Source organism: Desulfobacter vibrioformis DSM 8776, from assembly GCF_000745975.1.
Classification (GTDB): Bacteria; Desulfobacterota; Desulfobacteria; order Desulfobacterales; family Desulfobacteraceae; genus Desulfobacter; species Desulfobacter vibrioformis.
Window position 1 is genome coordinate 24,501 of sequence record NZ_JQKJ01000015.1, and the last position, 25,568, is coordinate 50,068.

At 47.6% G+C, this 25,568-nt stretch carries 21 protein-coding genes and 2 pseudogenes; 7 read left to right on the forward strand and 16 right to left on the reverse strand.

Translation table 11 applies throughout. The features are described from left to right. Positions 1–65: 65 nt before the first annotated feature. The 12 genes and pseudogenes from Q366_RS10785 to Q366_RS20840 form a co-directional block, all read right to left on the reverse strand. Positions 66–1,001 carry an SPFH domain-containing protein gene (locus Q366_RS10785; RefSeq protein WP_035238822.1) on the reverse strand — a complete coding sequence of 312 codons (936 nt, stop codon included), beginning with the start codon at positions 999–1,001 and terminating at the stop codon, positions 66–68. Between the two features lie 404 nt (positions 1,002–1,405). Beyond that, positions 1,406–2,887 (reverse strand): glycoside hydrolase family 130 protein, encoded by a 1,482-nt coding sequence (locus Q366_RS10790; protein ID WP_035238824.1) that lies wholly within the window; start codon positions 2,885–2,887, stop codon positions 1,406–1,408. A 28-nt stretch (positions 2,888–2,915) separates the two neighbouring features. Next, the gene (locus Q366_RS10795; RefSeq protein ID WP_035238825.1) at positions 2,916–3,857 is read right to left on the reverse strand and encodes a glycoside hydrolase family 130 protein; all 942 of its coding nucleotides are present in this window, start codon (positions 3,855–3,857) and stop codon (positions 2,916–2,918) included. Positions 3,858–3,876: 19 nt separating this feature from the next. Continuing rightward, a complete protein-coding gene (locus Q366_RS10800; RefSeq protein ID WP_035238827.1) occupies positions 3,877–5,229 on the reverse strand; it encodes a glycosyltransferase in 1,353 nt (450 codons plus the stop codon). A gap of 29 nt (positions 5,230–5,258) precedes the next feature. Then, complete coding sequence (locus tag Q366_RS10805; protein WP_035238898.1) at positions 5,259–7,553, reverse strand: glycosyltransferase family 4 protein; 2,295 nt, start codon at positions 7,551–7,553, stop codon at positions 5,259–5,261. Between the two features lie 105 nt (positions 7,554–7,658). After that, the gene (locus Q366_RS10810; protein WP_035238829.1) at positions 7,659–8,411 is read right to left on the reverse strand and encodes a cytidylate kinase-like family protein; all 753 of its coding nucleotides are present in this window, start codon (positions 8,409–8,411) and stop codon (positions 7,659–7,661) included. Between the two features lie 287 nt (positions 8,412–8,698). Beyond that, positions 8,699–8,893 carry a Thivi_2564 family membrane protein gene (locus Q366_RS22275; protein WP_084691789.1) on the reverse strand — a complete coding sequence of 65 codons (195 nt, stop codon included), beginning with the start codon at positions 8,891–8,893 and terminating at the stop codon, positions 8,699–8,701. A 25-nt stretch (positions 8,894–8,918) separates the two neighbouring features. Further along, positions 8,919–10,790 (reverse strand): ATP-dependent zinc metalloprotease FtsH, encoded by a 1,872-nt coding sequence (ftsH, locus tag Q366_RS10820; protein ID WP_051957980.1) that lies wholly within the window; start codon positions 10,788–10,790, stop codon positions 8,919–8,921. Beyond that, complete coding sequence (locus Q366_RS10825) at positions 10,766–11,116, reverse strand: diguanylate cyclase (protein WP_084691790.1); 351 nt, start codon at positions 11,114–11,116, stop codon at positions 10,766–10,768. Before Q366_RS10825 ends, ftsH begins: the two co-directional genes overlap by 25 nt. A 59-nt stretch (positions 11,117–11,175) precedes the next feature. Next, complete coding sequence (locus Q366_RS10830) at positions 11,176–11,514, reverse strand: putative quinol monooxygenase (RefSeq protein WP_035238831.1); 339 nt, start codon at positions 11,512–11,514, stop codon at positions 11,176–11,178. Between the two features lie 49 nt (positions 11,515–11,563). Next, positions 11,564–11,704, reverse strand: a complete 141-nt coding sequence (locus tag Q366_RS21555) for a hypothetical protein (RefSeq protein WP_169742954.1) — start codon at positions 11,702–11,704, stop codon at positions 11,564–11,566. A 332-nt stretch (positions 11,705–12,036) separates the two neighbouring features. Then, positions 12,037–12,345: pseudogene (locus Q366_RS20840) on the reverse strand (sigma-54 factor interaction domain-containing protein); the annotation flags it as partial. A gap of 271 nt (positions 12,346–12,616) precedes the next feature. Here Q366_RS20840 and Q366_RS10845 point away from each other — a divergent pair. From Q366_RS10845 to Q366_RS21955, 6 genes and pseudogenes are all read left to right on the forward strand, one after another. Continuing rightward, positions 12,617–13,261 (forward strand): PRC-barrel domain-containing protein, encoded by a 645-nt coding sequence (locus Q366_RS10845; RefSeq protein ID WP_051957982.1) that lies wholly within the window; start codon positions 12,617–12,619, stop codon positions 13,259–13,261. A 100-nt stretch (positions 13,262–13,361) separates the two neighbouring features. After that, positions 13,362–13,754, forward strand: a complete 393-nt coding sequence (locus Q366_RS10850) for a sll1863 family stress response protein (protein WP_035238837.1) — start codon at positions 13,362–13,364, stop codon at positions 13,752–13,754. Between the two features lie 403 nt (positions 13,755–14,157). Next, entirely contained in the window at positions 14,158–15,081 is a 924-nt protein-coding gene (gene hflK, locus Q366_RS10855) for an FtsH protease activity modulator HflK (protein ID WP_211251885.1), read from the forward strand. Next, on the forward strand, positions 15,078–16,085 hold the full coding sequence (gene hflC / locus Q366_RS10860; protein ID WP_084691791.1) for a protease modulator HflC: 1,008 nt from the start codon (positions 15,078–15,080) through the stop codon (positions 16,083–16,085). The genes hflK and hflC overlap by 4 nt, the downstream gene beginning before the upstream one ends. An 83-nt stretch (positions 16,086–16,168) precedes the next feature. Then, complete coding sequence (locus Q366_RS10865) at positions 16,169–16,423, forward strand: hypothetical protein (RefSeq protein WP_035238838.1); 255 nt, start codon at positions 16,169–16,171, stop codon at positions 16,421–16,423. Between the two features lie 111 nt (positions 16,424–16,534). Continuing rightward, positions 16,535–16,747, forward strand: a pseudogene (locus Q366_RS21955) (hypothetical protein); the annotation flags it as partial. Positions 16,748–16,898: 151 nt separating this feature from the next. Here Q366_RS21955 and Q366_RS10875 read toward each other — a convergent pair. Both Q366_RS10875 and Q366_RS10880 read right to left on the reverse strand, forming a co-directional pair. Then, positions 16,899–17,444, reverse strand: coding sequence for a nucleotide exchange factor GrpE (locus tag Q366_RS10875; RefSeq protein WP_035238842.1), 546 nt, complete (start codon positions 17,442–17,444; stop codon positions 16,899–16,901). 113 nt (positions 17,445–17,557) lie between these two features. Continuing rightward, the gene (locus Q366_RS10880) at positions 17,558–18,913 is read right to left on the reverse strand and encodes a B12-binding domain-containing radical SAM protein (protein WP_245619933.1); all 1,356 of its coding nucleotides are present in this window, start codon (positions 18,911–18,913) and stop codon (positions 17,558–17,560) included. A gap of 28 nt (positions 18,914–18,941) precedes the next feature. Here Q366_RS10880 and Q366_RS10885 point away from each other — a divergent pair, with 28 nt between their 5' ends. Further along, positions 18,942–20,669 (forward strand): hybrid sensor histidine kinase/response regulator, encoded by a 1,728-nt coding sequence (locus Q366_RS10885; protein WP_051957984.1) that lies wholly within the window; start codon positions 18,942–18,944, stop codon positions 20,667–20,669. A 155-nt stretch (positions 20,670–20,824) separates the two neighbouring features. Here the strand turns inward: Q366_RS10885 and Q366_RS21290 are convergent, their stop codons facing one another. Further along, a complete protein-coding gene (locus Q366_RS21290) occupies positions 20,825–22,663 on the reverse strand; it encodes a PAS domain S-box protein (RefSeq protein WP_051957985.1) in 1,839 nt (612 codons plus the stop codon). After that, positions 22,636–25,563 carry a chemotaxis protein CheB gene (locus tag Q366_RS10895; RefSeq protein ID WP_051957986.1) on the reverse strand — a complete coding sequence of 976 codons (2,928 nt, stop codon included), beginning with the start codon at positions 25,561–25,563 and terminating at the stop codon, positions 22,636–22,638. The genes Q366_RS21290 and Q366_RS10895 overlap by 28 nt, the downstream gene beginning before the upstream one ends. Positions 25,564–25,568: the final 5 nt, after the last annotated feature.

A 25,568-nucleotide genomic window follows, 5' to 3' on the forward strand; every position in this document is an offset into this window, starting at 1 on the left:
GGGTTAGATGTTCATTGAGAACTGTCCAGGCTACTTTATTTATACCCCCTTTGCAGGATATAAGTCTAATCTGAAACTGTGCTGTCTGCCGGGGAGGGCAGGGTGATTGCAGGGGGCTTTCCGCCGTCATGGAGTACAAAGGTTTTCTGGTTTGATTCGTTCTTTTCGTAGGCGGTGGCCCATTTTTGCTGGGTAAGAAATTCAAACAAATCCGGGTTGACCCGTTGACCGTCCCGGCCGCCCAATGCAATATGGAGTGATTGAATGCCGTCAAGGTAGGCTTTGTAAAGTTTTTTAATCCTCTGGGCTTCCTGATCAGCGGCATAGTTGTCTGCCTCTGCGATGAGCTGTCGCCGCTTTTTCTCTTCCGTGGCCTTCACCAGCGTGTCGCCGAACCTTGTTTCGTTGAGAACAAAACTGACCACCTCAATGCCGTACTTTACTTCAAGGGTGGGGCCGTTTTTATTGATGGGCCGGTTTTTCAATGCATGAAAGATCTCTTCTTTTATGCTCTCCCTTTCCGAGATCAACTTGTTGACCTCTTTGCCCTGCAGGATATCCTTGGCAATTCCGTCGTAATCCCCCTGAAGCAGGATTTCAGGAGACAGGTTTTCAATGCCCCAGACTTTCAAATCTTTTATCCTGAACGTCATCAAGGCAGATGTCCACAGGGCCACGTTTTCCCGGGAAATAATTTTAATGGGTTCAGCGGCACCGCCGATGTACATGTTCTGGTTCATTAAGGGAACCTCTTTTTCCAGCCGGGTAAAGAAAGGAAGCCTGAAGTGCCAGCCCAAATCGGTGACAGCCTGCCTTTTTCCGCCAAATTGTTCGAGAATAACAGCATAGTTGAATTTGACCTTGTAGATCACCTGGGTGGAATAGACCACAGCGGCCAAAGAATAAATCAGGGTGAGGCTGACCAGTAAAAATGCCAGCCTTCTCATCATGGTAAAAAATCGGGCTCGCTGCAAAAAAATCTGAGATTGCTGCTCCTTCATACCGTCTCCTTTGCCGTTGATTCAGCGGTTAGTGTCCGCCAGGGTTTTAGGGGGATGCCACTTTTTTAAAAAGTGTCCTGGTTCAATATTAATGTGTTAATTTTTTGCTTATCCGTCAGTTCTGATTGCCTTTTGTGTAAAAAGAATTTTCGTCGATGCTGTTACCGCCGGCAAAAAAAAAACGGATTAATAAAGGAATTCAAGAGTGTAAAAAATTATACAGGAAGATTTATTAATGGTCAAAAAATATTACCGATACCCATAATCAAAAACAGACATCAGCCGGATCAAGCCCGGCATCGGGCCTAGGCAGCCGTGGTCTTTTTGAGCCCCCCGGCATGCTGTTTTGTCAAGCGGCCCTTTGCCAGCCGCCTGCTTTAGACTGTTTTACAAGCGGTAGAATTTTACGCAGTTACCTTGCGCATGCTGTTAATCAGATTATTTACCGAAACCGTTGCAATACCCGAATTAATATCCGACATGGCATAGGGAATGACCAGTTCATTACTATGGATGATTGAACCGCAGGAGTAGACAACGTTTGGAACATACCCTTCTCGCTCTTCCTCTGTGGGAGCCAAAAGCGGTTGTTCAAGCTGTGCAATGACCTTGCGCGGATTTTCAAGATCAAGAAGCATTGCACCAATACAGTATTCCCGCATGGGACCGACACCATGGGTAAGAACGATCCAGCCTTTCTCGGTCTCTATGGGAGAGCCGCAGTTGCCGATCTGGATAAATTCCCAGGGATACTCGGGTCGCTGGATAATATGAGAGGTCCTCCAGAAGTGCAGGTGTTTTGAAAACATAATATGGTTGTTTTCGCCATCCTGTCGGGACAGCATGGCAAATTGGCCGTTAATTTTCCGGGGAAACAGCGCAAACCCTTTATCTTGTGCCGCTTTTCCGTTCAGTATGGTAATTTTAAAACTGATAAAGTCTTTAGTTTCGATCAGTTGAGGGAGAATGGAAACCCCATTGTACGCCGTATAGGTTGCATAATAGGTTGTTTCACCATTATCATCAACAAACTGAACAAACCGTGCATCTTCTATCCCGCGGCTCTCATTTTTAGAAACAGGAAAGATAACCCGCTCGGATATGCGGTGATCTGAATGGAAATCCACCTCATAATTTGAATCAGAAAGCCAGTTGATGATCTCAAATGTTTTATTCTGCTTGTTTTGGGTAAAATGAGGATGTTTATGAAGCTTTCCCATCTCACTGACCAATTGCGCCTTGCTGAATTCTTCGGGAAGGGCATTGAGAACATGGGTGCAGATATCATTATCCGCGTTCATTTCCTTGAGCTTGTGCTGAAAAATTTTGCGCTTGTAGAAAGGGTTTAACTTCAGATCCGGTGTTTCCACAAACTCACTGATATGATCAAACCGGAAGGTGTTGTACCGGTTCAGCACGCCGCTTCTGAAAACAATGGAGGAAATATGGCCCTCTCCGGTGGCCCGCAAACTCATGACAAACCGGATGCTGTCCTTTTCAAGATTGTCTTGGATGGGATGCGGAACAATGGATGGATTGAACAAAGCAGCAGACTCAATGGCATACTCCTTTGTAAAATAAGCGCCGATCAATGCGCTTTCAGGCTCACTGAACAGGGTGCCTTTCTTAATATGTTTTTTTACCAGGCTGAAGTGTCGTTCGAAAATGTAAGCCAGGTCTTCATGTCGCCTGGAAAAATTTTTCATGATTTGTGTTAATAATTTTTGTTGTTCGCTTGCAGTCAGCCCGCGGATTCGTTCGATGATCAAAGTGATGCGTCTGGTATCATCGGGAATATGGGGCCTTGTAATTACACGGGAGGTATCCCCGACAATTTTATTGGGTTTTCTTGTCACGATAAGTTTGCCATAGCTTTTTTTTTGCACAGGTGTATTTCCTCAATTTAATTGGGGGCTACATGGGTGGACGACCCGATTGAAGACATAGAGAGACAAGGTCACAGATTTTTGCAGTACCCATGCACATCACCGTATCCGCTCCCCCCCAGTAGATTTTCACAGTCCCGTCATCTTCGGCAACAGCACCGCAGCTAAATACCACATTGGGGACATAGCCGGTCTGTTCCCAGACATCTTCCGGCTGCAGGATCCATTGATCAGACACCCCGAGCACCCTGGCCGGGTCGGCAAGATCATGCAGCGCTACCCCAAGCCGGTATACGGTTCCGGACATGGTTTTGAAAACACCATGAAAGATATGAAGCCAGCCATCATCGGTTTTAAAGGGCGGGGTGCCCGGACCGATTTTCATCTCATCCCAGTGGTAGGATAACGGTTTGATGACAACTTGTGAGTCCCCCCAGTAAATCAGGTCCGGGGAATAGGAAATCCAGATGGACCAGGGAGAAATTTCCGAGTGCGGACGATCCAGACGGACATACCTGCCATTAATTTTTTCAGGAAAAATAACCACATTACGCAGATCTGCCTGGGTGATCAAGGCAATGCGTTCAATTTTTTTAAAATCATATGTACGGGCCAGGGCAATGCGAACCCCGTGGCGGGAATAGGCACTGTAAGTGAGAAGGTATGATCCTTCAACCGGGTTGATGCGCAGGTCTTCAACCCCAAAGGCTTCATATTCGGCAAAAGGGCCTTGGGATGCCGGAGTCAAAAAAGGTTCCGGCAAAACTTTGAAAGTAAACCCATCCGGACTGTCCGCTCTTCCGATAATGGACCGCCCGTTTTTCAAGTGGGCCCGGAAAAGCATGATATAGCGGTTCTTATATTTGATTACCCCGGCATTGTGAACCGTTGCAACGGGATACGGTACATCCTCCCGGGTCAGAATGGGGTTCTTCAGGTAACGCATGACAATATCCTGGATCGTGTTCATTTGGGTCCTTTCTCATGGGTCAGATTCTTCCGAAATCATCGGCCAGACGTTCAATATCATCTTCGCCAAAATAATCTCCCGTTTGAATCTCCATAAATACCAGGTTGTCCTGGCCGCTGTTTTCAATTCTGTGGATGGATTTTCTCGGAATATCAACGGATTGCCCGGCAATCACCGGAACCGTTTTATCGCCGAGTGTCCACATGCCGTTACCGCTGACGATATACCAGTGCTCATCGCGATACTGGTGACGCTGGAGACTCAGGCGCTTTCCCGGATACACCACAATTTTTTTATTCTTAACGGTATTCTCATCGGAAAGTATTCTATAAAACCCCCAGGGGCGATGATCTTCACGTTTGGTTGTCTCCATGATCTGCTCATACACCCGGATATAGTTTTTGACCATGCAGTCGATGGTAAAACGATCCTCCACTGTTCGCCGGCAGAATTCCCGGTCAATGTCCCTGATACGTTCCACCGCGCTGATGGCCTCATGGGTGCCGGAAACAAGAAATCCGTTTTTATTGTCCTGGATAAGCTCGGGCATACTGCCCCGGTTGTTTGCGATCACCGGGGTGCCGCAGGCCATGGCTTCGATAACGGAAAGGCCAAAAGGTTCGTTGAAATTGATGGGGTGGAGCAGTGCATGGGCTTTGCCCAGAAGTTTATTCCTTTTTTCAGGTTCAACACTGCCAAGATAAACCACATTGGCATCGTCAATGAACGGCTGGATATAGTCTTTAAAATAGGCACTGTCCTGAATAATTCCTGCCATGATCAGTCTTCTGTGACATGCCCGGGCGATTTCAATGGCCTCTTTAGCGCCTTTATCCGGGTGGAAACGACCGAAAAACAACAGATAATCTTCCGGGTCCGTATGAAACTGAAATTCTTTTATATCTATGCCGTGGTGAATGGTGTCAATATAATTGAGGCCCTCTGCCCGGTCAGCATCACTGATGGAAACATAGAATGTTTTTTTATTGTATTTGCGATACACCGGTAAAATTCCGGGGGATGAAAAACCGTGGATGGTTGTCACCACAGGCGTCCTGGTAAGGCCGGTATAGGTTAGGGGGAGAAAATCAAAGTTATTGTGAATGATATCAAACTCTTCTGCATGATCAAATAACTCAGAGATGTGGAGGCATTCATATACTTTGGGAATGATCTTTGAATCCTCTTCATATCCCCGGGTGCACACGGCACGCAGGGTGCTGTGTGTAATCGAATCTCCTGTCGCAAACAGCGTGACGTCATGGCCAAGTCCCACCAGGGCTTCGGTCAGCAATGAGGCGACTTTTTCCCAGGGGCCGTAGTGCCGTGGCGGGGTGCGCCAGGCAATGGGGGACAACATGGCAATACGCATAAAATTTTCCTTTATATTTACCCTGTTGATCAGGGTGAAGACTGATGCAGCAGTTCATCGGCATAGAGTTTTTGCAGTGTCATTAACGATAACAGCCAGGCAAGCGTTGATTCAGCTCCCTGGTTCTGGTTGATGCCGTCCACCATGAGTCCGTCCCGGCATCCGCCGGTTTTCGGGTCATACAGCGGCATGTTCAGATCATTGTGCCCCAGAAACCAGTTAAAACACATCACGGTATTTTCAAACCATTGCCGGTCATGGGAAATGCTGTAGGCTGCGGCACATGCTTCAACCATGGTTTTGGCTTCTATTGGCTGCTGATCAAACCTGGATCTTTCCCCCTTTTTTTTATACCAGCCGTTACAGCCGATGGGGGCAAAATGGTGATCTGCCGTCTGGATGGAAAACAGCCATGAAAGACTGTCCAAACCCATCTTCACCATCTCGTGATTTTCCATGCGATGGCCGGATACCAGAAGGGCATGGGGCAGTTTGGCATTGGCATAGCTCAGGGTCTCCTCTATCCATGGCCACTCATCTGTTTTATTTTCGCAAAACTGATTGAACAATCGTTCTGCCAGAACATCTCTGATCCGTTTGGCATCACTGTCACCGGAAAATTTTTCCAGGTAGGCATCCAGGCCCACCAGACAGAATGAGATGGCCCGGGGCGATCTGAAATTTTCTGCGGCAATCAATGCCTTTTTAAAAAGGATGGTGCTCATGGCCAGGTGATCTGAATTTTCCAGAAACGCCACGGTTTTTCCCAGGCACCAGACGGCCCGTCCGTGGGAATCCTCGGACCCGGTCTCCTCAGCCCACACTCTTGCATAGGTCATAAAATTACGAAACCGGCCGTTTGTTTCATTGTATGCGTATAAAAGAAATCCCAGATAATGGCCGCTTAAGGCATCCAGTCCAAGGCCGTTGGTCGGCAGATATCTTTGTCCCATGGCCGCCGCCAGCAGGGCTCTGGCATTATCATCCGTGCAGTATCCATGCAATCGGTTGGGAATGGTATGATCTGCATGCTGTAGCATGCCGGTGTCATCGGTCATGGATTTCAGGTGATCCAGCTTGATCTCGGGCAGGTCAAAGCGGGTAATGGCTTTGATGTTTTCCACATAGGAATGTCTGGGTCTTGGATGCCGGATTCGCTTCTGACGGACCTCATTGAAGAGGTCAAGATAGTTCTGGCAGACTTTTTCCCACACAGCTTCCCTTGTGAAGGTGTATGCTTTTTTGCGGATGGCATGCCGCTGGGTATCATCGCATAAAAGTGCATTGATCTGTTCTGCCATGGCACTGGGATTGTTGAACGGTACGATTTTACCCCTGCCGTGTGCCAGCATTTCCTCTGCATACCAGTAAGGGGTTGAAATAACAGCTTTACCTGTTCCCATGGCATAGGCAAGGGTTCCTGAAGTAATCTGTGCCTTTTCAAGATACGGGGTGATGTAAATATCTGCAATGCCCAGAAATTCACACAGCTCTTTCAACGGGACAAAATTATTCCGGAATATAACATGGTCGCTGAGATTCAGATTGTGAACAATTTGCTGGAGCATTATCCGGTAGGCTTCCCCTCTGGTTTTCAGCACATGGGGATGGGTGGTGCCAAGGATGATATACATCACTTCGGGGTATCTGTCGATCACAGCCGGAAGTGCCTGCAGAACGGTTTCAATTCCTTTGTTGGGTGAGAGCAGGCCAAAGGTGAGTAAGACCTTTTTTCCTTCCACGTCGAATTTGTCTTTATGAAAACTTGAATCGATAAAAGGCATATCCGGAATGCCATGGTGTATAAAAGCGATTTTCTCCCGGGGAATACCATATATCTCCTGGAGAAATTGTTCTGCTTTTCTACTCATGACCACCAGTTTGTCTGACAATTCCCCCAGTTTGATCATGACGTTACGATATTCGGAAGAAGGATCTTTCAGCACGGTATGCAGTGTTGTCACCACCGGCATCTGCAGATCTGACAGCAGCTTGAGAAGATGGCTGCCGGCCGGTCCCCCGAAAATACCGAATTCATGCTGGAGACAGACAATATCGGTGTGACTGATATTCAAAAATTGGGCGGCAATACCGTAATCAGCCAATTTATTCTGATTGATCTCAAAGCGGACTTTTTCAGGATAGGCATATCCTTTTATTCTGTCGTTCATGGCAACGGCCCAGCAATGGATATCCCTGGCCCGGTCAGACAAACCTTCAACCAGATCTCTTGTAAACGTTGCGATGCCGCATTGTCTGGGCAGGTAATTGCCGATGACGGCAATGGAGTTGATCCCCTTAACGGGGCGTTCTTTCGGTATCATATTCTCTCCCTGTTCCGGTTGTGGGCAGCAGGGTGACATCATTTTCCCTTTTGCTGCCCCAATCCGTTTTTTCTTGTGAAACTTTTTTTCAACAGTCAAACGGAGTTATTTCCTGTGTTTGAAATTTACCTGAAATTTTTGTTCAAAGGCACACGCAATGATATGGGCAACCTGATGTTCTTGGGTAATGTGATCCATATGAATGACCAGATCAAATTCATCCGGGGATGTTTTTTCCCTGAGAAAAACCTTTTGAAAAAATTCATGATGGTCATCATCAATGATGTTTAATTTTGCTTCTGCTTCACTGTTCCCGATACCCAGCATCTTCGCCAGTTTTTTAATCCGGTGCTTTTTGCTGCATACCAATTGTACAGATAGAATGGTATGGCGGGGCAGAATCAAATGGGTTCCCCGGCCGATAAATATCGTGGGTTCGGTATGTGCTAATGCGGTAACCGTTTTTGCCAGCTGTTTGACATAATCGTTTTTGAAAAATTTTTTTTCCACAGAGAGTGCAACAAGCAGTTCACTCATCTTTCCTGGAAACCGCTCATCAAAAGACGTGATGATCTTTTCTGTGAGAGAAGAATCTTTTGCCATGTGTTCTATAATTTCTTTATCGATCACACGATAGCCTGTTATTTCCGATAGAAAATCGGCCACATCCATGGCGCCTGCCCCTATCCCGCGGGATAAACAAATACAATGCTTTTGTGAAAAATGGCTGGCTGTTTTTATTTGAGCCTGGGCCCGTTCCCATTTTCTGACTTGCGTACCGGCCCAATCTGAGGCGCTCATCATTTTCTTGCCGTAATATCCGGGAGGATACACTGTTTCTTTAGATGCATTTTTCATATCGTTTTTTTCCTTTTTAGGATGGCTTCTTTAAACTCATATTTCACATTTCACATTTCACACTTCACATTACGTGCCAGGACAAAAAACACCAGCGTCAGCTATGTAACGTGTTGATTAATAAATAAAATAAAATCAGCAAATAGAATGGGATGTACTTAATGACCGGATAAAAAAGATCATATGTATCCAAGCGGTCATATTTGACCGCTTTCCAAGTGGTGGGAATGATCAGGAAGTCTCAAGGGAATGGCCACGCCAACAAGTGGCGGTCTGCTGCGGCCTGGTCAATTCATCCAATTACCGATGTGAAAGGAATCGAATGTCCCAAACAGATTGCCCAACCACAAGACAACGGAGATAACCGCGAGAATGTTAAGAATCCACCGTATTCTCCTGTCCATGGGAATGTAATTGTTGGCCATCCAGAACAGAAATCCGACAAAGATTAAAATGATTGCAAACTGTGCAAGGTCCATCATAGCTACTCCGTTCCGTATTGTTCGGTCATGAGTTCATCATTGCTCTAAGCTCGTCCCCCCGGACGGTTTCCTGTTTGGAGAGAAGTGCCGCCAGCTTATCCAGCAACGCCCTTTTGTTTGAAAGGATCTTGTGTACCCGCCGATGGGCTTCTTCCATCATCAAGGAGACCTCTTCATCAATCCGGGCAGAGCTTTCATCACTGTAATTTTTTTCGGAAGAATAGCCCTGGGGCAGAAACATGGGGGTTCGCTGCCGCTCATAACTCACAAGACCTATCCGGTCACTCATGCCGTATTCCGCCACCATGGACCGGATAATATCTGTTGCCCGCTGGAGGTCGTTCTGGGCACCGGTGGATATTTCATTAAATACCAGTTCCTCTGCCACTCTGCCCCCCAGAAGTACTGCCAGCCGATCGAGCAATTCAGAACGTGTCATCAAATATCTGTCTTCCGTAGGCTGCTGCTGTGTGTATCCCAGCGCTGCGATCCCCCTGGGAAGAATGGATATTTTATGGACAGGATCGGCAAGGTTAACCGATTCAGCGACAATGGCATGGCCGGACTCATGAAATGTAACAATCTCTTTTTCATGGGCATTCATCACCCGGTTCTTTTTTTGAAGCCCCCCGATCACCCGGTCGATGGCCTCGTCAAAATCGCTGGATTCCACGACTTCCTTGTTGCTTCTGGCCGCCAGCAGGGCACTCTCATTGACAATATTCGCAAGATCCGCACCCACAAAACCGGGCGTTCGGCCGGCAATTTTTCCTAAGTCCACATCATCACCCAGCACCACATGTCTGGAATGGATTTTCAGAATCGCTTCCCGGCCGTTGATATCCGGACGATCCACCAGGACCTGCCGGTCCAGGCGGCCCGGTCTTAAGAGTGCCGGATCCAAAATTTCGGGCCGGTTGGTGGCAGCCATGATAATGACCCCTTTATTGGTACCAAAACCATCCATCTCCACCAAAAGCTGGTTCAATGTCTGCTCCCGTTCGTCATGGCCTCCCATGGCATTCATTCCCCGGGCTTTGCCCAGGGCATCCAGTTCGTCGATAAAGATGATACATGGGGCCTGGCCGGCTGCCTGGGAGAAAAGATCGCGAACCCTTGCCGCGCCGACCCCCACAAACATCTCCACAAACTCTGATCCGTTGATGCTGAAAAACGGCACCTTTGCTTCACCGGCCACCGCCTTTGCCAGCAACGTTTTGCCGGTTCCCGGCGGTCCCACCAGAAGGACGCCTTTGGGGATTCTTCCGCCCAGTTTCTGAAATTTTTCCGGTGTGGTTAAAAAATCAACCACCTCTTCGAGCTCCTCACGGGCTTCGTCAATGCCGGCCACATCTTCAAAAGAGATCTTGGTGTCACTTTCTGCAAAAATCTTGGCCTTATTTTTACCAAAGGACATCACCCCCATGCCGCCGCCCATATTTTTTGCGGTAAACCGCCAGATCAGGAAAAAAAACCCGAGGGGCAGAACCCAGGATAGAAGGTAACCCCAGAATCGGTTCTCCGTTCGGCCGGCATAACGGATATTGCGTTCATCCATCTCTTTTGCTAGGCCCGGATCATTCACCCGGACGGTAACAAATTTTTGTCCCGGTGTTCCCCGGAGCATGCCTTCAATCGTCTCAGGACTGATTACGATGTCATCCACATTGCCCTCAGCCATGGACTGCTTGAACTGACTGTAGGGGATCGTTTGTCTCTTGGGAGCAAAAAAAGGCTGCTGCAGAAAGACAAGCCCACAAAAAATAATCATAACGGTCCAGATGTTTAAGAACGGTTTTGGAGCCCCAGGTTTCTTATCTGATTTTGATTCTGTTCCGGCAAACAGGCTGCGCAATTTCTCCTGGATGGCTTTTAACGGGTTTGGTTTGTTTGACATAGGGAGATCCTTTTTGAGCAATCATGCACAACGCAATTTCTGCCGTTGGACTTGGCCTTGTATAAGTGTTTATCTGCTTTCGAGATCCAGGAAAGAAAACTGTTATGGGAGCTCTTTTTAACCTGGCCCTGGGTAACCCCGATACTGATGGTCACAAAAATGTCGTCCGGTCTGGATTCTTCCACCTCTTTCCGGATTTTCTCAGCCATCCGCGGCACAGCAGAGGCGTGGATGTCGGGAAACAGGATGACAAATTCTTCCCCGCCATACCGGCACAGCACATCTGATTTCCGGACATCCCTTCCAAAGATTTCGCAACACTTAATGACACCCGTATATGGATAAAGTCACGGCCACAGATGTCAGCCTGGATTTTCGAACAATTTTATACCATCAGCCCTTTTTTTCGCCTGAGCGCCTGGACAGCCTCCATCCCCCAGGTCTGGGACACGGTATGGATTCGAATCCAGGGCGGTTCAGATAAAAGTGTTTTTGTTCCCAGAAGCACACCGAACTGAAGGGATTGAATGTGGTTGTCCATGTCTTTTCGGGTTTCCCATTCTTCCAGCAGTGTAAATCGATTTTTATCGTCAATGTCGTAAAAGGCACAACAGCTTCTGCAGCCGGGGCCCTTTCTCATCGGTTCCATCAGGGAGAGAAGGGTTTGCAGCACTTCCAGATGTTTTTCCGGATATGCATTGAGAATCATTCTGACAATCATCATTCGGACCACCTCTTAAAATCATGCTGGACTATCGAAATAAACAGGACGGTTAACCGTCACTTGGGCCTCTCCCCAGAATTGTTTCCGGAGTGCTACTTTTCTTTTTTTCTTTGCGTTTCTCTTTTGGCGTCTGTTTGGCTTTTTTCTGTTCTTCGCGCCTTCCTTTGTCTCGTCTTCCTTTGTCACCCATAATTTTCCCTCCTGGTTTAAAATTGGTTTTCTTTTTCCATTGCCCATTTTTTCGTCTTTTCTGGACATGGGAGTGTTCGAATCTTATAGAGCATAAAGCAATCATTGTGCCAAGATTCTGATAGGGGGAGTTATTATTTGATGGTACTGGATTTTAAGGAAAAACACCGGAAGGAGAGGGCTTATTCAAAGAGGGGGATGGGGCTCAAAAACGGTTTTATTTGTTCAATTGGCCATATCGTACCTTTTTGCAGTCCCATGTCCTGGATCACCGGCATGACCGCAGGAGGATCGGCCACAGCGAAAAATGAAACTCATAGGGAATCAAAAGGAGGTAATCGGGAAGACATTGAGCCGGTACCACAAATCTCTTCGGAAACGCCCCTTTTTAACTTCTTCCTCAAGATTTCGGTTTGTCGCGGCAATAATCCGTACATCCACCTTGGTGGTGCGCGAATTGCCCAACCGCTTAAATTCACCATCTTGAATTACCCTGAGCAGCTTTGACTGCAATTCCAGGGGAAGTTCTCCGATTTCATCCAGAAACAGGGTGGCGTTGTCAGCAATCTCAAATCGTCCCTTGTGGCTGCGGTCTGCGCCGGTAAATTCACCTTTTTCATGGCCGAAAATATCGCTTTCTATAGAAAATCAGTGGAAGTAAATATCTTTTTCAAAGTTGAAATGAAGGTGAATGAAATAGGTTTTATATGGCCACATGGCCATATGCGATCTAATTTTAAGGCAATTCTATTCTCCGGCTGTAATCCATTGATGTCATTATTCTCTTTATTTCATCTGCGATCCCAAGACGAAAAATTAAATTTTGTTATGTTTGGCTCGAAATATGAATGTAACAATGAATAAACTTCGGGAAAAGCGAAAACGATACCAGGAAGGAGAGAAAGGACCAACCATGCTAAACAAAGCAAAAACATTATCCGGTTACAAATTGGCCGATCGTGATGGAGAAACCGGGAAGGTCCAAGAATTTTACTTCGACGACCGGCACTGGGCAATCCGCTATCTGGTCGCCGACACGGCAGGAAGCAAGCTGCTTATGGGCAGGCAGGTGTTGATCTCCCCGTATGCGCTGGTAGCCGTAATGAAAGAAGAGCAACGCATTGCCATTGATTTGACCCAACAGCAAATCGAGAGAAGCCCATCCTTAAGCAGTGACAAGCCTGTTTCACGACAATTCGAGGAAGCCTGCCACGAGTATTATGGCTGGCCGAATTATTGGATCGGCCAATATATGTGGGGAGCTCATCCCAACCTTGTACGTGAGCGTGACAAATGGAGAGACTCCGTCATGGACGAAAAAGGGTGGGATCCTCATTTGCGCAGTACCAAAGTTGTAACCGGCTATCATATCCAAGCCTCAGATGGCGAGATCGGCCACGTCGAAGACTTTATCATTGATGACGAGAACTGGGCGATTCGGTATCTGATCGTTGATACGCAGAACTGGTGGACGGGAAAAAAGGTCCTGATTGCACCGCAATGGATCGAAGGTGTTAGTTGGAGCGAGTCAAAAGTCTTCATCAATCAAGAAGGTTGATGCAGGTGACAACAAATTCGCTGTCACTATCATCTGCCAGAAGAACGGAATTGGACCCAAAGAGAAAATTTGTTTCATAAAAAAACAGAAGGAGCAAACCATGACAAACCTAAAATCCGACCAGATTTTTGAAAGACAAAAATATCATCAGTCTCTGATGGATAAAATGAGCATTGAATCCTCTTCTGTAGATACCTGCAGGCCTGAAGGTGACAAGACGCTTTATATCGAAAAGCTGGAGCAGCAGATCAAATCCCTCAAATCCATTATGGAGGACATGACAGAAAAAAGTAAAAATCTGGAAAAAGGGTTCAGGGTAAAGTTTGAAGAGGATCGCAAGGTGATAGAGGAACGCTACCGCACGTTAAATAAAAGGATGAATAATATCCGCCAGGCAAGCGGAGAAGCCTGGAAAGAATTGGGTAAAGGAACTTCAAGTGCTTTGGAGGATTTTACAAAGGGTATAAAAAATGCAATTTCAAAATTTAAATAAAACATTATGCCAGGAAGTTTGATTGATGTTTATCATCACTCCGCTTGTGATGTCTTATCCGAAAACACACCTGGAATAAAAAAGGCCATATATGACCTAAGGTTGGATATGACCTTTTCCTGCGGTTTACTTAATCTGTAAAATCAAGTCTTATAAATCGAATTCGCTATATATATCAAGAAGATGGTTATGAAAGACCAGGCAGTTGATGCCTGGCACACAAGTTGCGATATAAATCAAAAATGCAAAAATGCAAAAATAAAACAGGAGGTAAGTTTTGACTGAAGAGAATACCCCGCCGGGGGGATCCAAACCGGCGTTAAATGGCGTGCTGAAGGAAATTCTACAGCAGTTTAATAAATTCAAAGGCGGTCCGATCCTCATCCTTGTCGTTGGCGTGATAGTGGTGGTTTTATGGACTTCATGGTTCACCGTCCAACCTGAGGAAACAGGGATTGTACAGCGCTTCGGCAAGGTCATGCGCACGGCCGGTCCGGGATTGCATTTCAAATTGCCTTATGGTATCGAAACGGTCCGTCTGCTGCCCACGGCTCGCGTGCTCAAAGAAGAGTTCGGGTTTCGGACGGTCTCGGTTTCCACCGTTCCCGGTCAAAAAACCCGTTATGATTCACGCGGCAACTACAAGGACGAGTCACTGATGCTCACCGGGGATCTGAACGTCATTGACGTTCGGTGGATCGTCCAGTACCGCATCGAAGACCCGATCCGCTACCTGTTCCAGGTCCGCGACACTTCAAAAACAATTCGCGACACGACCGAGGCGGTCATGCGCCGTGCGGTCGGCAACCGTCTGGGCAGCGATGTACTGACCACCGGACGGGTGGCAGTGGCCAGTGAAGCCAAAAACGAAATTCAGAAAATCCTGACAACCTATGAGTCAGGCGTACGTCTGGTTACCGTGGAACTTCAGGATGTGACCCCGCCGGATACCGTAAAACCGGCCTTTAATGAAGTCAATGAGTCGCGTCAGGACAAAGAGCAAACGATCAATAAAGCCCAGGAACAGGCCAACCGGGAAATCCCCAAAGCCCGGGGGGTGGCGACCCAAAGCATCAGTGAGGCCGAAGGTTACGCACTGGAACGCGTAAACCGGGCCAAAGGTGAGGCCAACCGTTTTGAGGCCATTTTAGGACAATACGAACAGGCACCGCAGGTGACGCGCCGGCGGCTGTATCTGGAGGCCATGACCGGTTTCCTGTCAGACATGAAAGGACTTTATATCGTGGATAAGGACCAGAAGGCCATGGTGCCCTGGCTCCCATTGGAATCCAGTGGGCAACCATCCGCACAAGGGGGAAAACCATGAAGTTTACCTTGAAAGCAGCAGCCCTTGCAATAGCGATGGCGATCGGTATCGTACTCTATGGCGGTCTATATACATTGGAAGAGGGTCTGCAGGCCATTATCGTGCAGTTTGGCCGGCCTGTTGGGGAACCGGTTACCGAGGCTGGGCTGCACATGAAACTGCCCTTTGTGCAGGAGGTCCGGCGATTCGAAAAGCGTCTGCTGGTCTGGGACGGAGATCCGAACCAGGTTCCCACCAAGGGGCGCGAGTTCATTTGGGTGGATACCACGGCCCGATGGCGGATTTCCGATGCGAAAAAATTTCTGGAAAATGTGGCCAGCGAAAAAGGGGCCCAGTCGCGCTTGAATGATATTCTCGATTCAGTGGTACGCGACCAGGTGTCAAGCAGCGAACTCGTTGAACTCGTGCGCAGCGCATCGTGGGAAGTGCCCGAGGGCGAGGCCCTGAAGGAGATACCAAAGGAGCGCGAAGAGGAACTTAAAAGGGAGATTGCCCGGGGCAGGGAGGAGATCACCCGAACAATACTGACTGAAGCACAGAAGATCATCCCGCAATACGGCATTGAACTTGTGGATTTGCGCATCAAGCGCCTCGACTACGTTGAAAGCGTCCGTGAAAAGGTCTATGAGCGCATGATTTCCGAGCGCAAGCGCATTGCTGCGCAGTTCCGTTCCGAAGGCGAGGGACGCAGCGCCGAGATCCTCGGCACAATGGAAAAAGAGCTGCGCCAGATTCGCTCAACAGCTTACCGCCAGGTGCAGGAGGTCCAAGGCAAAGCCGACGCTGAAGCTACGCAAATCTATGGCCACGCGTACAATAAAAATCCGGAATTCTACGCCTTTTTGCGCACCCTTGAAAGCTACAAGGAAAAAACGAATAAGAATTCCGTACTGATTCTCACCACGGACAGCGACTTTTATCAATATATCAAACAGGCGAGCCCAGGGGGAAAAAGCCGGGGTTTTCCATCGAAAGAGGCGTCAAGGACGGAGACAAAGAACTGATGATCCGTGATAGCGGACATCGAAACAATCTGCCCGGGATTTTGAGTCTGGGGAATTTTAACAATCAATGACAAGGAGTTATTATGAACAAGGAAGAACTTTGTGAAAAAATCAGGAAGATTTATCCAGGTATCGGTAGATGCGGTATTGACCTAAATGTAAATTACGATGACAAGATCAATCAATGGTGCGTCAGCCTTATAAGGGACGGCAAGGAGCTGAAAACCTATCTGGAGACCGGGGATGCCGAGTTGTGTATCGACGATAAACAATGCCTGAGTCTGGGGATAGAAATCACGCAACTAAAAGACAGCATTGATCGGATGCCGGCATATTGAGATGACTTTGCTTTTTATAACAGCCATGACCTGGCGGACACAACAAACCATGAAAAATATTTTAACCACGGAACGCACGGAAATCACAGAATTTCATCTTCAGTGATTTCCGTGGTTAAACTTTTTCATATAAAAAAACACGGATGCAATGGTTTTCAGCATCCAGCCCGGTTCAAGGGCACCACCTTCCGGGATCTGCTGGCCATTGCATCGGGACAGGACGATGAAGATACACTGGCCAGAATTATCTCCCGGGTGGGGATATGTTCCATGGATTTTCTTGACAAGCCCGTGGATGCAAAACTTTCGGGCGGAGAGATCAAAAAGATTGAGATAGCCACCATTATTGCAAGAACTCCGAAACTGGCGATCTATGATGAGCCGGATACGGGTATTGATCTGTGGACTATCCAGCCCATGGTGGATCTCATCCGCCGGGAGAAGCAGCGAAGCGGCCCCGGAAGCGGGACTGGCCTTACCCCGCCGCCACCAGTACCTGGGCCGGGCGCAGCAGTTTATCCCGATACAAATATCCTTTTCTTTCAACCCGAACCACGGTGTGAGCCGCAGCTTCCGGGCTTCGGGTCACCCCAAGGGCTTCATGGACATTCGGGTCAAATACCGCGCCAAGAGCCTCCATTGGTTTGACCTCATACATGACAAAAAACTGATCCAGAATGCCTTTGAGCCCTTGGATTCCCTGAAAAATATTCCGGCTGTCATCTTCACCGGGTAAATGATTCAGGGCCAGGTCCAGTCCGTCTGCCACCTGAAGCACATCTTTGAGCAGTTCTGTTCTCTGCCCCTCTATTTCAAGAGCAGAGGCGCGTTCCAGGCGTTTTTTCGTATTTTCCAGGTCAGCGAGCAGATAATAATATTTTTCCTTCCACTTAGCTGCCAGATCTGACGGCCGCGCCTTTGAGCTCCTCAGCCCTGAAAATTCATCTTCCAGGCCGTAACCGGGTTGGGGAGAAGCATCTTTCAGTACGGCACAGATTTTTTTTTGAATATTATTGACCATCTTCACTCCTTTCTTGTCATCCTGTCCGGAAGTCTTATTTGGGATTCTGGGTAATCGGTCACAGGTCAGCTCCTTTACGAGATGCCATCCCAAGGGAAGGCACGCATCATGGGTTAATAGATATAACGTTCACAGATTTTCCGGTAATGATACCCGTATATGGATAAGGTCACGGCCAAAGAGATCAGCCTGGGTCTTCGAACAAGGGTCCACAGGATCAGCTTCCAATAGCAAAACCGCTCTTTTCCCAGGAGCCCGAGCCTGAAACTGGCCCTGAAAAAAGAGAGAAACCGCTGGAAGTCCAGGGGTGCAAACACCTCAGGGGGCGTGAGGGCCCGCAGCTGGGTCCTGACCCGCCGGTAATAGTTTGCCGGGGAATATATCTGCTCCATGATCAATTGATACCCCTTTGACAGCGCCTCCATTCCCATCTGGGGCAGAATATTGGTGGTACCGTCCACATTATCGCCGGTAAAGGGTCTGACCACCCGGCTCTGGCGCTGAAGCCTGTCAAACAGCCGGGTTCCGGGAGGGGCCTGAAGCATCCCCACCATGGCCATGACGATCCCGCTGTTCTGGATAAAATCGATCTGGCGTTGAAAAATCGAGGGAGGGTCACTGTCAAATCCCACGATAAACCCGCCCATCACCTGCAGGCCGCTGCGGTGGATGATGGCCACGCTTTCAAGCAGATCCCTGTTTTTATTCTGGATTTTATGGCATTCGCTCAAGGCGGTTTCATCCGGGGACTCGATGCCGATGAAGACCGAGTCAAATCCCGCTTTTACCATCAGGGAAAGCAGATCCGGATCATCGGCCAGGTTGATGGAAGCTTCCGTGAAAAAGACACATCCCTTTTTATCCCTGCGCCATTGGATCAGGGCAGGAAGAAGGTGGTCCTTTAAAAACCGTTTGTTGCCGATAAAATTATCATCCACAAAAAATATGCTGCTTCTCCAGCCAAGATCATAGATACGGTCCAGTTCCCCAATGATCTGGTCGGGGGTTTTTAGCCGGGGCCTGTGTCCGAACAATGCGGTGACATTACAAAAATCGCAGTTAAAGGGACATCCTCTGGAAAACTGGATGCTCAGGGCGGCATACCGTTTTATATTCAGCAGATGCCACAAGGGGGCCGGCGTCTCACCAAGATCACTGAACCCTCCCGCCCGATAGATTTTTTTTGCCCGCCCTTTTTTCAAATCTGATAAAAACAGGGGCAGAGTCAGTTCGGCTTCATCCAGCACCAGGTGATCCACAGCCCGGAATTGCTCCGGTTCCGCCGTAAACAGAGGACCGCCGCAGACAAGGGGCACCGAAAAGGCAAGGCAGCGGTCAATAATCCGGCAGGCAGATTCGCGCTGAACCGTCATCCCCCCCATAAATACGATGTCCGCCCATAAAAGGTCTGTGTCGCTCAAGCGCTCCACATTGGTATCCACAAGTCTCTTGGACCATTCGGGGGGCAACAGGGCTGCCACCGTTCAGGGATCTTAAATGAATCATAAAACAAATGCACAGGAAAAATTTCATCGATTGCGCAAACAGGCTGAAATCATGATGGCCAATAAGACTTTTCCCAGCACGCCACCTGTTGTGGATGATCCGCTCAAATTAATCCATGAACTTCAGACCTTCCAGATTGAACTGGAACTGCAGAATGAAGAGCTGCAACGGTCGCAGCAGGAATTGGTGGAAACCCAGATAAAATACACCCGGCTTTATGATTTTGCACCCGTGGGGTACCTTACCATCGGCGTCAACGGCATGATCCTGAATGCCAACCTGACTCTCGCAGATATGTTGGCAATCGAAAGGAGTTCTCTGATTGACCAGTCGTTATCCGTCCATATCGTTTCTGAAGATCAGGACATTTTCTATCAGCACCTAAGACGCCTTGCCGATGAAAAAACAAGACAGGTCTGCGAACTGCGCATGAAAAAAACAGACGCCGCCCCCTTTGATGCACAACTGGAAAGCACGGTTATGTCATATCAGATCGGCACCCCCGGACGATATCGAACCGTGGTCATTGACATCAGCGAACGAAAAACAATGGAAAAAGAGCAGGAATACATACAGAAACAGCTTTTCCAGGTCCACAAGATGACAGCCATCGCAACTATGGCCGGGGGCATTGCCCATGATTTCAATAATATCCTGTTCATCATTATCGGGAATGTTGAATTTCTCATGGAAGACCTCCCGGAATGGGAACCGTTATATTCTAAGCTTAACACCATTCAAACCGCCGCCTTAAGGGCCGCAGGCATTGTGAAGATGCTCCTCAGTTTCAGTTTTAAGACTGATCAGGAAAAAAGACCGATCGATGTTTCCTTTAAAATAAATGAAACCTTTAAATTATTGCGGTCATTGATTCCATCTACCATAAATATCCGCACAATTGTTCCGGATACCGATGTGATGATCCTGGCAGACGTCATTCAGTTCGGTCAGATTCTGATAAACTTGTGCACCAATGCCGCCCAGGCAATGGAAGAAACCGGAGGCTCCATTGAAATCAAATTGGAAACTCAATTTTTAGAACAGGGCGATGTGGAACACTATCCGGCTCTGAAAGCCGGAGCTTACGCCAAAATATCGGTATGTGACACTGGTCCGGGCATTGATCCTGAAATCATGAGCCAGATATTTGATCCTTATTTTACAACCAGGGACGTTGGAAAGGGGTCTGGGATAGGCCTGGCCGTTGTTCACGGCATTGTTAAAAATCACGACGGCGCGGTTACGGTAACCGGAAAACCAGGACAAGGGGCCTGTTTCACAATATTTTTCCCCGTGATTGACCAGAAACCTGAAATAAAGGCAGCCCCCCCGTATGACCTTGTTCATGGTACGGAGAGCATCCTTTTTGTGGATGATGAAAATGACATTACAGCGGTGGCAGAAGAAACCTTCAAGCTTTTTGGTTACCGGATTGAAGCCATGACCGATCCGATAGATGCGCTGGCCATATTCAAGCTGAACCCGGGATATTTTGATATTGTTGTAACCGATATGACCATGCCGAACCTGACGGGCATCTCACTGGCCCGGGCATTGCAGGATATTCGATCCGATATTCCGATCATTCTCTGCACGGGCCATAGCTCCCTTATAGATGAAGACAAGGCCCGGCAACTTGGAATTGCAGGGTATATTGAAAAACCGGTAGAAATATCCGATCTTGCAAAAACAATCCGTCACATTTTAGACACACGGTAAAGGCAATCTCTGTTGCGCCTGCTCAAATGTGACAAGGAGGTGAATTATGGAACAACTTCTGCAGGCCCAGGAATGCCTGGTACTGGAAACTTCCCTATTATTAAAAGCAAGTTCGACAGGTCAGGCAAAATTCGATAAAAATCAGAATAACTGATTTATTCCATGGTGAGCAAAAATGTTCGAAGATTTGTTTTTTTATTCTTCAAGCCTGTTTTTTTGCGGATATTTTCTCGATGCCGGGCGATGGTATGAACGGAGCTGTTCAATAAAGATGCAATTTCTTTATTGGTTTTTCCAGCTTTAATAAGACTGGCAACGTGAATTTCCGTGGGGGTCAAATTTATCATCCGGTCAGACATTTTTTTTGAAAACGGCGATATCAGGTTTTTCAACTCGGATTCCAGGATATCGATCATTTCCCTTTCGTGTTCCCGCAAAAGGTTTTTTTTCAGATTATCAAGAAGGGGGGAAATTAATAATTTATGATTGGCAAAAATCTTATTTTCCATCTCCTCTTTATCGTCCTGTCTTTTTTGGAGCAGCACCTTCAGGGCCGCATTCATATCTTCCAATTCCGCAGTCCGTACCTTCACTTTTTTTTCAAGAATTTTTTTTATCCGTTTTTGCTTTTCTTCGAACCGCTTTCGCTCCGTAATGTCTGTTACAATACCGAGATGGACAAGCGTGCCGTTTATCCATGGAATAGCCGAATCACTCTTTTCCTGCCATGTGTTTTGTTCCTTGTTGTAAACCTCCGAGATACAGGGTGTCACAGGCTTTCCATCTGAGTCTGTCAATTTTTCCTTTTTGCAGTAGTCACAGGGGCGGTCTTGATTTTCATGAAACGATTTCCAGCAGATTTCGCCGGTCAGGTCTTTCTGATAATGCTGTTTCAGGTGTTTGTTCATAAAAAGGATCTCATTTGAATCTATATCGGTAATGTAGATGGACAATTCAATATTGTTAAGGACAGTTTCCAATTGAAGCTTGTTCTTTTCCAATAAGATGCGGCCCTGTTTGAGATCGGTACTGTCACGGGCATTGACAACAAACCCTTTGATCTTTTTGTCGTTCCCCCTGTACGGTGAGTACTCGATATCGAGGTATCGGCGTCCCATGGTGGGGAATTCAAACCATTCGCTGTAGCGGACATTGTATCCGTTCATACATTTTTCAGCATTGGGTTTGATCGTTTTCACGAAAAACGCTTCATTGAAAACTTCAGATTTCAAATGCCCGATGACCTCATCTCTGGTTTTATCATGAAAATTCAAATAGGTTTCATTTACGGCAAGATATCTGAACTGGGTGTCAATCAGGGCCAACAGGTCAAATGAACTATACACGATGTTTTTAAACTGCTGAAGTTTTTCTTCTGCCTGCCTGCGTTCGCAAATATCTGTGACCACGGTCCGGATCTGAATCGATCCCTTTGCTTCATCCCTAACAACCGTGCTTTCCAACTGCACATCAAATATGCCGCCCTCCGGATTTTTCATGTGCAGTTCGCACAACCGTCTTTTTTGGGACGCGGAAAGTTCGTTTAAGTGCCGGTAAAAAATATCCTGATCCTCAAAAAAGATATAGGCTGACAGCGGCTTTCCCAGCAGGAGACTCCTCTGGGTTGAGAGCATATCGGCAACCGTTAAATTGGCATTTAAAACCACTCCCTTTAAACTCAGGGACAGATACCCCACAGGTGAAAAATCATACAGCCGTGTATATTTCACCTGGCTCTCCATCAGGTCCTGCTGGGAACGTTTCAGTTCTTCATTCTGCAGCTCCAGTTCGATCTGATAGGTTTGGAGTTCGTGGATGAGTTTTATGGGATCTTCAGCAACCATCGGAGAGGCAAACGCTTTGCCTCTGATTAATTCTTCAGCTTGCCGGCGCAGTTGATTGAACTTGTCCTGGACATTTTTGTTCTTTTTCATACGCATACCTTCGGCTTTAAATGGGGGGGCTTTTATCTTTTCACCGAATTGGCCGGCCATTCCTTGATATCCCTTTCAATCGTGATCATGCTGTTGATGCCGCTTTTTTCATCCCTGAGAGCCGCTGCGATAATCCCTACGCTTATGCGTGTCTTATTTTTGGAAAGTCGCTGGGTTTTAAAGACAGGAGAACGTCCCTCTGAGATTACGGTCTTCATGAAGGAACGGAAGGATTCTTCCTGTTCTTCAGGCACCAGATGACAAAAATTCATGGCCAGCGCCTCTGCTTCGGTAAATCCATATAATTTTTCAGCCCCAGTATTCCAGAAGGTAATGGCACCGTCTTCATCCTGGATGATGACGGCTTCCGATGAATTCACCATCACGGACAACCGCTGGGCAGTCCAGCGGAATTTTTTGAATTCCGTAATATCTTCAAAGGTCACAACCACCCCGTCAATGACATTCTGCATGGTACGGTAGGGCATGATCCGGGTCCTGAAGAACTGGCCGCTCTGGCTTTCCACTTCAAATTCCTGGGTAATCAAATCTTTGAGAACCTGCCGTGCATGATCCGCCAGCTGAAAATCTCTCAGCTCCGAGGCAAAATGACTGATGGGACGACCAATATCCGTAACAGCCAGGGGAATCAGCCGGGTGGCCATGTCGGTGAAGCGCCGGATATTCAGATCCATATTTAAAAATATCGTTCCGATCTGGGTGGAATTCAGCAGGTTTTTCATGTCGTCATTGGCGTCGGACAATTCATCGATCCGGCTCTGCAGTTCGGCATTTACCGTGGCGGATTCCTCGTTGAGGGACTGAAGCTCTTCTTTTGAGGTCTCAAGCTCCTCGTTGGTTGATTGCAGCTCTTCGTTGGTGGATTGAAGTTCTTCATTGGTGGATTTGAGTTCCTCATTAGAAGTTTCCAGTTCTTCAATGGTGGTCTGGAGATTTTCCCGGGTATGTTGCAGCTCCTGTTCAAGATGGATTACCGTCTGGTTCTTTTGAGAAACTCTGGACGTTGTCTTTTGTTTTGTTTTGACGACATCATGAAAGACAACCATGAGCATGCCGCGAATGGCCCCATATTCCAGTATCGGTTTTACCTTCAGATTGATCGTGATAAATCCGCCATTGTTTTCGATATCGATGCCATTCTGAATCACTTCATGCCTGAGTGTGGCAGCCTTTCTGATGGCCGACGTCAATGCAATCTTGAGTCCGGGTCTTGCCATTTCCAGAATATTACTGGACATCCTGCCGGCAGCAGGCTCCAGATATTTTCCCGTGCGGCCATGAACATAAACGATATCCGATTTTTCATCAATGATCACACAGGGCGGGGTATCACTCTGCTGCAGGATGGTTTCCACCAGCATGAAAGCGTTTATTTCTTCGGCCCTTTTAACGGCTTCCGGGATCTTTATCTCCAGGGAGTTATCCATCTCCATGGGGGCTGAAATGGGAAATTTTAACGCCGGACGGGCATTTTCCTGATGAGGCTGACGTTTGAATATTTTCCATTTCTTGTCGGAACATTCAAACAGATTGGTTTCCTGGCCGACTGATTCAGCCGAGCCCAAAAACAAAATCCCATCCGGCTTCAGACTGTAATAAAACATGGGGAGCAGTTTTTTCTGCAACTCGGGCCCGAGGTAAATCAAAAGATTCCGGCAGCTGAGCATATCCAGCTTCGTGAAGGGCGGATCCTTAATCAGGTTTTGCGGTGCAAACACCAGCATTTCCCGGATGGCCTTTTTAACCCTGAAGAAACTGTCCTCTCTGGTGAAAAAGCGTTTTATTCTTTCCGGATGGACATCAGACGCGATACTGACGGGATAGAGCCCGGATCTTGCAGCATTGATGGCATCTTCATCCAGATCAGTTGCAAAAATCTGGATTGTAAAATGCCGGTTCATTTTTTCCATGCATTCCTGCAGCACAATGGCCAGGGAATAGGCTTCTTCGCCAGTGCTGCACCCCGGCACCCAGATTCTGACCCCGGCGTCTTCGGATTTATCGGCGAGCAGGTTTGGTAAAAACGTCTCCTGAAGAACATCAAAGGCCTCGGGGTCTCTGAAAAAACCGGTCACACCGATTAGAAGATCCTTGAACAGGATATGAACTTCTCGCTCGCTTTTTGCAAGATAGGTGACATAGTCATTGATATTACTGATCTGGTGGACATTCATCCGTCGTTCAATCCGCCGGATGATGGTATTTTTCTTATAAAGGGAAAAATCCTGATTGGTGTGGGACCGCAGGAGGATATAGATTTTCTGAAGGGCTTTATGAAATTTTTCCTCATCCGTACCCACTTTGTTTCCGGGTTCAATAATGGCGTGCCGGGCGTATTTCATCAGTGCTTCCGGCATCTTTTCCACGGGAAGCACATAGTCTGCAAATCCGGTGGCGATGGCGCTTCTGGGCATGCCGTCATACTTGGCAGAAGCTTCATCCTGAACCATAACCATGCCGAGTTCGCCCTTGATCTGTTTTAATCCAAGGCTGCCGTCACTGCCGGTGCCGGACAGGATAATACAGACGGCATTGGCCCCCTGATCCAGGGCCAGGCTTTTAAAGAAATTATCAATGGGCAGATTAAACCCCCTGGGGCGGGGCAGATCCATGAGATGCAGAACGCCGTTTAGAATCGCCACATCCTTGTTCGGCGGGATGACATATGCGGTATTGGGTTGAATCTGCAAACCGTCTTCGATCAGCAGAACCGCCATCTCGGTTTTTTTCTGAATCAGGTCCGGCAGGAGACTGATATGGGTAGGATCCAGGTGAGAAATCAGGACAAAGGCCATTCCGCTGTCCTTTGGCATGGCACTGAAAAAGGCTTCAAAGGCTTCCAGGCCGCCGGCAGATGCGCCCATTCCAACAATAGGAAATTTTTTATCCTGGGCAGGATGTGCTGCCTGTTTTTTTTGTAAATTTTCTTTTTTTGCCATGAAAG

Bases quoted from the DNA above. Each gene is read 5' to 3' on its own strand.
- Q366_RS10865 (WP_035238838.1), top strand. From the start codon at position 16,169: ATGAACAAGGAAGAACTTTGTGAAAAAATCAGGAAGATTTATCCAGGT.
- Q366_RS10850 (WP_035238837.1), top strand. From the start codon at position 13,362: ATGACAAACCTAAAATCCGACCAGATTTTTGAAAGACAAAAATATCAT.
- Q366_RS10800 (WP_035238827.1), bottom strand. From the start codon at position 5,229: ATGCGTATTGCCATGTTGTCCCCCATTGCCTGGCGCACCCCGCCACGG.
- hflC (WP_084691791.1), top strand. From the start codon at position 15,078: ATGAAGTTTACCTTGAAAGCAGCAGCCCTTGCAATAGCGATGGCGATC.
- ftsH (WP_051957980.1), bottom strand. From the start codon at position 10,790: ATGTCAAACAAACCAAACCCGTTAAAAGCCATCCAGGAGAAATTGCGC.
- Q366_RS10845 (WP_051957982.1), top strand. From the start codon at position 12,617: ATGCTAAACAAAGCAAAAACATTATCCGGTTACAAATTGGCCGATCGT.
- Q366_RS10785 (WP_035238822.1), bottom strand. From the start codon at position 1,001: ATGAAGGAGCAGCAATCTCAGATTTTTTTGCAGCGAGCCCGATTTTTT.
- Q366_RS22275 (WP_084691789.1), bottom strand. From the start codon at position 8,893: ATGATGGACCTTGCACAGTTTGCAATCATTTTAATCTTTGTCGGATTT.
- Q366_RS21290 (WP_051957985.1), bottom strand. From the start codon at position 22,663: ATGGCCGGCCAATTCGGTGAAAAGATAAAAGCCCCCCCATTTAAAGCC.
- Q366_RS10805 (WP_035238898.1), bottom strand. From the start codon at position 7,553: ATGATACCGAAAGAACGCCCCGTTAAGGGGATCAACTCCATTGCCGTC.
- Q366_RS10875 (WP_035238842.1), bottom strand. From the start codon at position 17,444: ATGGTCAATAATATTCAAAAAAAAATCTGTGCCGTACTGAAAGATGCT.
- Q366_RS10895 (WP_051957986.1), bottom strand. From the start codon at position 25,563: ATGGCAAAAAAAGAAAATTTACAAAAAAAACAGGCAGCACATCCTGCC.
- Q366_RS10795 (WP_035238825.1), bottom strand. From the start codon at position 3,857: ATGAACACGATCCAGGATATTGTCATGCGTTACCTGAAGAACCCCATT.
- Q366_RS10830 (WP_035238831.1), bottom strand. From the start codon at position 11,514: ATGATGATTGTCAGAATGATTCTCAATGCATATCCGGAAAAACATCTG.
- Q366_RS10810 (WP_035238829.1), bottom strand. From the start codon at position 8,411: ATGAAAAATGCATCTAAAGAAACAGTGTATCCTCCCGGATATTACGGC.
- Q366_RS21555 (WP_169742954.1), bottom strand. From the start codon at position 11,704: ATGGGTGACAAAGGAAGACGAGACAAAGGAAGGCGCGAAGAACAGAAA.
- Q366_RS10885 (WP_051957984.1), top strand. From the start codon at position 18,942: ATGAATCATAAAACAAATGCACAGGAAAAATTTCATCGATTGCGCAAA.